Consider the following 9577-nt stretch of genomic DNA (forward strand, 5'->3'; position numbering starts at 1 on the left):
CGTTGTTCGCTGAACTTTTCAGCAAACATCCGCAGGCGGCTTGAGACAAGAGTGTCCGCTATTGACAGTACACCTCACTTTCACACTACCATCCAAATTACATGACCGAATCAAAGCTGAAATTTTTTACGGCATCATATGCTGTCGCCAAATTTAAGCAACATGCAGGCGTCGACTTTCACCCCACAGTGCCAGGGCAGTTGCTGGCTACGAGGCGAGTGCCGAAATGCGGATTGGATGACGGAAAGGCTCTATATGATGCGCAAAATTGGGATCAACTATGGATTGATATGGTCTCGCTTGCAAAAAACAGGGCACGCTATGGCCAAAATGCACAGCCAACAGACTGCATCCCCCCATTGCCCGATTACATGCTGAGAAATCAACGTGATGAACTCGGCATAGCGCCGATAAAAGCGCTTAAGCAAGCGCCCGCGCTAGAGCATGTCAAACAGCAAGTGCGCAAAGCGTATCCGCGAACCAATCCGAAATATGGAACTTATGCTTCAACTTCCGATCGTGTCAACCGCGACGCAAACGCTCGTTTCAATCACGCATTAGACAAGGACGAGTAATGCGCATGCCGCGCCGAGAGCGTCGCAAAGGCTAATTTTCCAGATACCTAATCGTTGTTATGCAGCACTATTGAGCTATCGGAGATCGTGGTGATGGCTAGTCGATGTATTTTCGATGCCAATCGGGGCAGTAGCGTGCGAACACGCGCTTATCGGCGCCTGGGGAAGCGCACACGTGCAGGCCTGTGGTGGCATGTCAACAGTGCGATCGCCGCCTGGACGTGATATGGCGGAGCTGGCCCATTAGACTCGGGCCGGCCGAGTCAATATCGCCTACTGTGTGCTAGCTCAGACTTGATCTGGCAAAAGAAAAAGTTCTCATGGCGCGCATCCAGCCACTGGCCGCCGGTGATGTTGCAAACATCGCTGGCTTTGCGTTCTAATTGTCATACCAGATAAGTTATAGAAAGAAATACATAATCATGCGCGGCACTCCTCCATACAAATTCGCCAGCTGGCCAGGAAAGTTCCGCGATTTCATGTTGGGCGCGATGGGAATGACGAGTTTAGGAATCGCGATCTATTCCACAATCGCCGACAAGCTGCAGGCTGGGGCATTACTGTTCACCGCCGGCCTAATCCTAATTGCGTTTTCCGGCCTCTCTCGCTTCGAATCAATTAAGGCGTTAGGAGTCGAAGCGAAGATGGTTGCTTTGAACGATAAGCTGTCCGAAGCAGATAGTCTTCTGGCACATATGCGAAACATGGTCGGTTTGATGGCTGATACATCGTTTCAGATAATCGGCAATATGGGCCGATGGGATGCCGAAATTCCGAAGCCAGAAATGATCAAGATTGTCGAGAATTTCGAACAGTTGCTGGTAGCACTGGGTGAGCCCGACGAGACTATCCAACGAAAGCTTGAACCATGGCATCAGGCAAATACGCGTGAGATGGCACAGTCCATTCTCGGCGCGATACATAAGTTTCAGCAATATCAGAATCAAGTACTTGCGGAAGAAGCTAGAAATCGAACTACTCCCCTTGCAGACCCGAGTGAGGACTCACGCCGTTTCGATCGAAACACAGAGTTTATTAGACGAGCGAATGAACTCTGGGATGGCCAGATTGACGATTTCCCAGACCAAGTCGAGAAACTTATCGGCGAGGCCGATATCGCTGAACCGGCACAATTACGGTGGTTGCTACGGGAAGTGAATCCGATGATCAAAGAGCTACGCTACTATCTTGAACATAAGAAATTCAAGGACAGAAGCGGCTGGCTAGCGCGACCATACTTTCATGAGATATCACTGGATTTTACCTTGATCCAATACGCAAATTAGCCTTAAATTGCGAGGCCTTTTCTCCCGCCTCCCCGAATTGCGAAAGTCCGCCGGGTAGAGCTGCAGGTCATCGTACTTAGTGTGTCAGACGAAGTCTGAACTAGTGCACCTACTGGGATCGCGATTGCGGCTCTATAGCGACGCTTCGAAAAATGCAAGCGGCAACTGAGAGTCGCGTTGATTGCTCAAATAGCCGCTTGTCCAATCTTCTTCAATAACCCGGGCAGTTGATCATGCTCTTCGTACCAAATGACCGTTACACCGAGCTCACGCAGCACCTCTTCATGCAAATTGTGATGCTTTTCCAAGAACTGTCTTACCGTCGAAACACCACTTCGGACTACTTTGTTCCTCTTCCCGTTTTTCTCGTCAAACATGAAGGATTCAAATTTAGTTCGACGCAGGAAAGCAAAATGTCGTGGGCCTTGTCGGTATTGAGATGAGATTTCAAGGAGCCTTCTCAGGTTAGGATCGGTAAGTGATAAACCTATCATTAGGCAGGTCGACTCCTTAAGATACGTCAGCTGGGTCAAATTGGACCAGTGATATGGCTCGCCGTAAATTCGGTGATAGCCCTCTTCCGAAAACACCAATGTTGATTTGTTCAAGTTTAAGTATCCACTCCTGTTTTCAGGCAAAAAGCCATGAACATGAAATACCGGTAATTCTTCAGGATTCGGAATATCTATTTCTTCGAAAATGCTTCTGTTCGCCAGGCCCCGCTCCCGAAGTGAACGTTCAATCAGATCGTCGAAATTATAAGTCACTAACGCCTTGACCTTTGCACCAGTACGAGCCGGAACGCAAAGGGACGTGATTGCCTTAATCAGATTGGACTCAGTGCTGAAATTCTTGTTGCGCAACGAGTAGAGCTTACTCGTCACCATTGAAATGAACTTCTCTTGCTCTTGTTCGCTTGCTGTGTTTGAGGAAAGACCTCTGCGAATATAACGTGCAAGGGTAAGCGCCGAAGGACCATCAAGTTCGCGAAGACGTTTAACAATGCTATTTCCAGCTTTATCGTCTGCACTTGCAGAATCTAGACGACCATCCGCGAGTACGATGGAAACAAACAGAGAGTTCAACAGCGTATTCCAATCGGGAAGTCCTGCGCTGCTGGACACCCCAGCACCAAGCCACATGGAGAATCGCCCAGATTCGTATGCTTCGGTAATTTGGGACAACGCGTCTTCTCGCCTCCGGATCCAATCGGCCGGTCTGGTCATCGCTTGATTGACGTGTATTGAAAAGCGTTGATTTATTGCGTTAGCCACCTCTTGGGGATGTTTGTCCATCAACTCCTGAATTTCTCGTTCTTCCCACACGAAGACTTCACCATCATGCTCCTGAAGAATTTTCTGCGTGAGATCAGTTTTCTGCCCTAGGTGGCACTTGGATACAATTAACAATACTTCATCAGCGCTACTTCGATACTTCGCATGTCGTCGAACAAGATCAGCTAACGCTCCCGGCGTTAACACGTTTTCGATCTCAATAAAGACCGGTTTTTCGATATCGCCCAAACCTCTAGGCGCAAACGCATCGAAATAACCTGGCCCCCGCAAACTTTCCAGCCGCAGAGATTGCCCGTGATGCTCGGCTTCCACCTGTAATAGCCGCAAGATAAAGGACTCAAGGAGGGCGTAACCGCCGCTACCATAGCTTGAAAGGGTCTCTTCGATTTCTGAAAACTTCATAGCAACCGTATTTTCTATCAAAATTCTTGGCGGCAGGGACTGAATAGGATTGGCGGCTCGATTGTACCAATGGAGCCTAGCCTTTTCGAAGCCATCGGTGAAACTGCATTAATTTCCAGTAGCCCGTTTAGGTGTGAGTGTGCCGATTTTAGGGGGCTTAAATGGCAATAAAATTCTACTTCCAACCCAATCTTCCTCATCACCTATTCTAGGCAGATGGAAAATTCGGTAGCTCTTTTGTGAATCGCCACCACATTTCTCGATAATCTCAAGCACCGACATTGGTCTTTCCGTTTCATGGCAGATCTCTAACCGGTCATTCTTTACCTCAATTAAGAGGTCGATTAGTAAATCGGTGTAAGCATCGTTTGCGGGGAGTGCGCGGATTTCCTTTAACTCGTCATCACTGAACGCGGCCATCAAAGAGCCTTTTGCAGGTTTGTCTAGCGCCATTATAATCTGCATTAAATCATCCATTGATTTATTTTTTAGAGTATGCATATGCCACCTAAAATTTGATTGTCAGATTGACCTGCCCACAACGCCGAGAATATTAGCGCGGGATACTGCAAACTGTCTCGCTAATGCACTGACGCTTTCGCCCTGGCCATACTTGGCGATAATCTCGGCGCGCTGTTCTGGTGTGGTCTTTGATGGCCGTCCCAGCCTCTTCCCTTCGCTCTTGGCCCGCGCAAGGCCCGATTGCGTGCGCTCCACCAGCAAATCTCGCTCCATTTCGGCCACTGCAGCCAGCATGGTGAGCATCAACTTCCCGGCAGCCGATGCTAGGTCTAGCTGCCCTAGCTGCAACACAATGACGGCAATCTTACGCTTGGCTAATAGTTTGACTGTCGCACCCACGTCCTGCGCATCGCGGCCCAGTCGGTCAAGCTTGGAGACTACCAGCGTTTCACCATCTCGAATTTGTCCAAGTAGTGTCTTAAATTGTGGGCGCAGTGTCGCGCAAGTTTTACCGCTGATGGTGTCTGCAAACCAATAATCGACATGGTGCCCAGCACTTTCTATTTCAATGCGTTGGTTGTCGGCGTTTTGATCGGCTGTGCTGACTCGGCCATATGCAAAGGTTGCCATGCTGCCTCCCTACCAGATATGTTAGAAAACGGTGTTAGAATATAGCATTATGTTAGAAATGTCAAAGTCTATATTTCCAACATCCTGAAAAAAGCAATCGAACACTGTTGATAAACGGTCGTTTTCTAACGGGGCCGTTTTATGCTCGGCATGTCCCTAGAGTGACTTGGGAGCAATACTCTATGTCGGCACGAGGCAACGAATGCTGGCATGTCCGCTATCGACGGCAATGTCGGCCATGGTCGGTATGGCGAAAATTGACCTTTTCGCCGATTGGGAGGTCACAATGTCTCTATAGCAAGACTGGTATCAGGAACATCTCGAGCCTTTAGAATTTGCCACCCTTTGAAGGCTGAGCGACGACGATATATTGGCAAGATAGCAGACATCGCAGGCTTACTGGGCTTTTGCGCACGCGGAACTGTATCGCTCTGGTGAGCGACAATTATCTCGACCAGCCAAAATAGTTGACGCGAATCATCGCTCGTATACCGGCCCAATGAACATCAGTTTGTCGAGAATCTTGATGGCTAATAGTTGTTATTCCTCATCCTCGGATCCGCCCTTCTTTGTGCTTTTCCCCTCCTTGTCGTCCTTCTTGAGCTTGTCACCCAGCTCTTTGGAGACTGCGTTCAAGATCGCCTGTGCCAGCTTGTCACCACTGACCGACGAAGTGAGCTCCGCAGCTGCGACCTTCGATGGCTTGGTCAGGCCGAGAACATCCTTCGCTAGCGACAGCGTCTCCCCGTCCTTTTCAGCAAACCACCCGGTTTCAACAGCCACCCACTGCAGGGTCAACCGCGATAAGTCGTCGTTATACCGACGAGATTCATCCAAAGTTGTTTTGTACAGCTTAAGGAAAAAGAACGAGAAGACCTCGATGAATACCGCCAGCGTAATGCGCGGAATGTAATGCGTCGCAAGCTGGAGCCAAGTAGAGACCTCTTTGGTCGGCTCTAACACAATATATGCTAGTAAGAAGATTGCAAGACTTGTCGTGATAACGCCGATTGCTAGATTGACATTGCCTTTCCGCGACTGCTCCGCGATTTCATTTTCCAGGCGCTTCACGGCCGCGTTGAATTGCTGCCCTATCTGGTCTGCCGCCTTGGCTTTGGCTGATTTCTGCTCATACTGGGACTCGAAGATTTGGCCCAGCTGCTGCTGCACAGCCGGAAACAGCAACTTGACGGCCTCGTCCGTATTCACTTGGCTTGCAACAGCTTTCGGTGCTATTTCCAATGCGTTTACTCGCGCTTCAAGATCGTGAAGTGAAGGCTCCGCCGAGAAGCTATGAGAGGGGAACGCGTGCACATTCGTTGCAACAGGAGATTTGCTGCCCAAGTCGCCGCGAAGATATAGCATTAGAAGCATGAACCCTGAGACAGCTGCCATAGAGGTTGGAATCAACAATCCAAATAATGAAATCAATTGATACTTGCCCACCAATTCATCGCGGATCTGAAAAAAAACGAATGACAAGAAGGCAAGAAAGCTTGCGAGTCCGATCTGCGCTCTGCGCTTTTTTTCCCGTTGCCAAGTATTAAATTCGTTCATTCTTTTTTCGTCGTCAATCATGTCTAACCTAAGTTGAATTCAACGTTACCGAACTGTGTCGGAACTTCATTTGCGGCGGCATTCGGATTGGCCAGCTTCGTCGAGCCAGCCCGTCGTCAAACGGATTGTCTAAGGATAGCCAAAGCCGACACCACCGAAAGGCCCCTAATGGCCGAACTCGATCGAGGTAGTCAGGATAACATCTTGCTCTAATGAAAAAAACACAAATTGTCACGGCCAGCTGATGGCCCCAAAGCGGGCGCCGCCGTTGCCGCCGCCGTTCAATACCGACTGAGCAAGTGGCGAAGCTTTTATGGCTTCGCGCAGAAAATACATGGCTACGCTCATTGCAGGGAGCGGATAGATTTTCTGGTCTTTCAAGGTTGCAGGCAGCGAATTCCTGCGAAAATTGGACGAGGGCTGCAACCAATGTGGTTCTTGTAACCAGATGAATTTACCTTGGGGCTATGCCCCTTAAATATCGTTTCTGAATGTCTCAAACGACGAAAATCACCCTGCAACCACCAAATCCGCTAGGGGTGTAACCAGCAAAAGAACTACCACCGGCGGTGGCCGTCCCTGGCTTGTTGCAACGGCCCCAGAGCTGTGAAAAACAGCGACGGGCGCGACTGCAAATCCGAACTATTCCGGCCGGGAAAGAAGTGGCGAAAACTGCGCTATTCTCCCTCTAAATCCGAATTATCTGTAAGAGTCCGCTTTTCCTTCCGCACTTTGCTACTTCATCCGCGTCCTTCACGACCCGAGTTCCGCCCTGGCCTCCGCTTCCTTGAGCCGTAATTTCAGCAATCAGTTTCCAGCAACTGCATTCGACGCATCGAAGTGAATTCCAAGTTTATGAGAAAGAGCCCGTAAGATTCCGCCACATCAGGAACGAAAGGAATTATCAATGAAGAAGTGCTATCAATCCGTACCAGCGCGGCATGACAATGTTCCACCAGCTCCTTGGTGTGGGACCGGCAAATACAATCTGCAGCTCGTTAGAAAAATATGGCATTACCGCTTCTGTATTGCAGGGGTTAGGATCCAGCGTTCGACCCGCGAACGCGACCGGGAACGGGCTGAATTGATCGCACAAAAAGCCTATGCGGATGCCTGCACGATTGCTAATGGCGGAAAAATCATCCCTACCTTATCTACGTTGGTCGCTGAGTGGTTGACAGTGCGTGGCCCTGCCATGGGTACCGCTCACGTGAATAGCGTTGAGTCATTCGCTCGATGCCATTTGTATGATCTCGGGGAGCTGCTCATCAGCGACCTGACGACCGAGCGAGTCGAACTGGCGCGCAACAAACATCTCGAAAAGCACAGCCCGTCTACTGTAAACCACTGGCTTCGCATCTTAAAATTAGTCGTCTACTGGGCCGTGAATCGAGAAATCATTGATCGTCTCCCTTGGAAGGTCGATATGATAAAAATCCAGAGGCGCCCAAGATCCACACTACCAATCGAAGTGGCAAAAAACTGGTTCCAAGCCCTGGATACAGCCGTACCCAATTCGCCGTCGGTCAGCACGGCAGTTCGGCTAATGTTCGGTCTAGGTCTGCGGGAATCTGAGGCGGCTGGCTCCCGGTGGGAGTGGATCGATTGGGAGCGTCGCACCTATACGCCCGGTGCGACGAAGGGTAAGGAAGCGTCCGCCATCCCGATGCCGCGTTGGATCATCGACCACCTCCATCCTTTGCGGCGACCTGCAGGGCTAATTGCTGCGGGGCGTAAGGGAAAGCAGATGGCATCAGGCTATGCCACTAAGGCAATGTCCACAGCAAATACGGCCTGTGGAATTAGCGGTATCACGCCGCATCGACTAAGGGGGTCTTTCGCTACTCTGCTTGCTGAAGAAGGTACCCCTATTCAAACAATCCAGCAGATCATGAGACACAAGGACGTGAAGACTACTATGGGATATTTAGAAGTGAACCTTGGGACTGCGGCGTTAGCCCAAGACAGACTGGGAGATCGGATGGGGCTAAGCGTGCCCGCGTTCTCGTCCCAAAATAACTCTCCTCAAGCCTAAATGATTCGAGCCAGCCTTGGGGATTCATAGTGCCGGTTGAACTATGGCGCCTCTTTGGCGGTCGGGGGCATCTCATCCCACCCGTCAGCTAAAGGAAGAGTGGTGGGCATCTCGGCCATTAACTCGGCAAGTACGTAATGAGGCCGCTGCTGCATGTTGACTGTCAATTTCGTACCGGAAATGGCCAAGTGAACCTTCGATCCCTCACGCAGGTTGTTCTGTTCAATAAATTTCTCAGGTATCGCGATAACCAACGAATCGCCTTTGCGGCGCAGCGTCTGAAACATTTAATTCCTCGCGTATCGGGGTGGGTCTGTGTCGATTCACTGCATTGGCTCCAAATATATCTCAATTGGAGTGCGCTTGCTGCTTGAAGGCGCACAGACTTCCCATATTGCTTTTCTGCCGTTTCAGAGCATCTTATGAAGGGAGCTCCGAAGGGAGCGAAGAGCGCGATCCATGTTGGGAGCGTCCTTCGTGCGCTCTTGGAGTCTCTTTTTCGGGAAGGCACCAAAGCCATTGGCCTCCCATACTCAACTTCGCCGCTTTGATACCCAGCGATTTCTTAAGTCGCTTGGCCGCATCCCACGAGTGGCCGGCGTCGCGTACTTCGGCCTGTAACTGCTTTGCCGTCATCCGTCCACCGGCGTCGTTTATGAGATCGACCAGCATTTTTGCCAGTTCATCGCGTGTGGACTTGTCCCCATCTTCTCCGATTTCAACTTCACCCAGAATTTCACGAGCTGTACCTTCGATCACTCCTTCCCATACCGCATGCGTTGCATCGATGCCGCCGTCAATCGACACCAGTTCAAGGCCATATGCAACTCCACCGTCGTCCGGCGCGATGTTTGATTTAGCTCTCGCTAGCACGCGCCGGCTACTGTCTTCTTCTTTCGCTGTCACCAGCACCATGCGGGCCAGCGCGCCGAAGGCCTGAGAGCCGATTACACGGTCTTGAGGCGTCTTTCCGGCTCCACCTTTTGCAAAGTGTGTGATGCCGATTACGGCACAGCCATGGGCTTCCGCAAAGTCCACTACTGCCTGCAAACTGCGGCGGACGTCGTTGGCCCTGTGCATATCGCCGGCTACTGCAGAGACAATCGGATCAATCAACAATAGACTGACCCCACCCATGGCTTCAGCGGCACGGTGCAACTCTGGGATGTCCTGTGAAGGATCGAAGGGCATGCTTTCCCCATGCTGAGCGACACCTTCGATAAAGTGGCAGCGGCTCAAGTCGGCACCGGACGCGATCTGAGGTACTCTGACTTTTTCGGACACTCCTGTTTGGTAAACTTCATCAACGGGAGGATTTATGAAACGGACAAAAAC

General features: G+C 50.6%; 10 protein-coding genes. 3 read left to right on the plus strand and 7 right to left on the minus strand.

Translation table 11 applies throughout. The annotated features are described in order from the left end of the window. Window positions 1-101 precede the first annotated feature (101 nt). Together AC3WOS_RS28055 and AC3WOS_RS28060 are read left to right on the plus strand one after the other, a co-directional pair. Complete coding sequence (locus tag AC3WOS_RS28055) at window positions 102-575, plus strand: hypothetical protein (protein WP_492720552.1); 474 nt, start codon at window positions 102-104, stop codon at window positions 573-575. A gap of 422 nt (window positions 576-997) precedes the next feature. Continuing rightward, entirely contained in the window at window positions 998-1861 is an 864-nt protein-coding gene (locus AC3WOS_RS28060; RefSeq protein ID WP_492720553.1) for a hypothetical protein, read from the plus strand. Between the two features lie 185 nt (window positions 1862-2046). On the opposite strand, the gene AC3WOS_RS28065 is transcribed toward AC3WOS_RS28060, so the two are convergent. The 5 genes from AC3WOS_RS28065 to AC3WOS_RS28085 all read right to left on the minus strand — a co-directional run bounded on the left by AC3WOS_RS28065 (window position 2047) and on the right by AC3WOS_RS28085 (window position 6588). Next, on the minus strand, window positions 2047-3558 hold the full coding sequence (locus tag AC3WOS_RS28065) for an SIR2 family protein (protein ID WP_492720555.1): 1512 nt from the start codon (window positions 3556-3558) through the stop codon (window positions 2047-2049). 108 nt (window positions 3559-3666) lie between these two features. Further along, the gene (locus AC3WOS_RS28070; protein WP_492720556.1) at window positions 3667-4059 is read right to left on the minus strand and encodes a hypothetical protein; all 393 of its coding nucleotides are present in this window, start codon (window positions 4057-4059) and stop codon (window positions 3667-3669) included. 21 nt (window positions 4060-4080) lie between these two features. Further along, the gene (locus AC3WOS_RS28075; RefSeq protein ID WP_492720558.1) at window positions 4081-4650 is read right to left on the minus strand and encodes a recombinase family protein; all 570 of its coding nucleotides are present in this window, start codon (window positions 4648-4650) and stop codon (window positions 4081-4083) included. Window positions 4651-5190: 540 nt separating this feature from the next. Further along, window positions 5191-6228, minus strand: coding sequence for a hypothetical protein (locus AC3WOS_RS28080; protein WP_492720559.1), 1038 nt, complete (start codon window positions 6226-6228; stop codon window positions 5191-5193). A gap of 210 nt (window positions 6229-6438) precedes the next feature. Continuing rightward, on the minus strand, window positions 6439-6588 hold the full coding sequence (locus tag AC3WOS_RS28085) for a hypothetical protein (protein ID WP_492720560.1): 150 nt from the start codon (window positions 6586-6588) through the stop codon (window positions 6439-6441). Between the two features lie 526 nt (window positions 6589-7114). On the opposite strand from AC3WOS_RS28085, the gene AC3WOS_RS28090 reads away from it, so the two are divergent. Beyond that, window positions 7115-8242: a tyrosine-type recombinase/integrase gene (locus tag AC3WOS_RS28090; RefSeq protein ID WP_492720562.1), complete on the plus strand. Its 1128-nt coding sequence runs from the start codon at window positions 7115-7117 to the stop codon at window positions 8240-8242. A 41-nt stretch (window positions 8243-8283) separates the two neighbouring features. Here AC3WOS_RS28090 and AC3WOS_RS28095 read toward each other — a convergent pair whose 3' ends face one another. Both AC3WOS_RS28095 and AC3WOS_RS28100 read right to left on the minus strand, forming a co-directional pair. Next, a complete protein-coding gene (locus tag AC3WOS_RS28095) occupies window positions 8284-8529 on the minus strand; it encodes an AbrB/MazE/SpoVT family DNA-binding domain-containing protein (protein WP_492720563.1) in 246 nt (81 codons plus the stop codon). Window positions 8530-8662: 133 nt separating this feature from the next. Further along, the coding region (locus tag AC3WOS_RS28100) for an AAA family ATPase (protein WP_492720564.1) at window positions 8663-9577 on the minus strand (915 nt) is incomplete at its 5' end.

Source organism: Rugamonas sp. FW305-51, assembly GCF_058786935.1.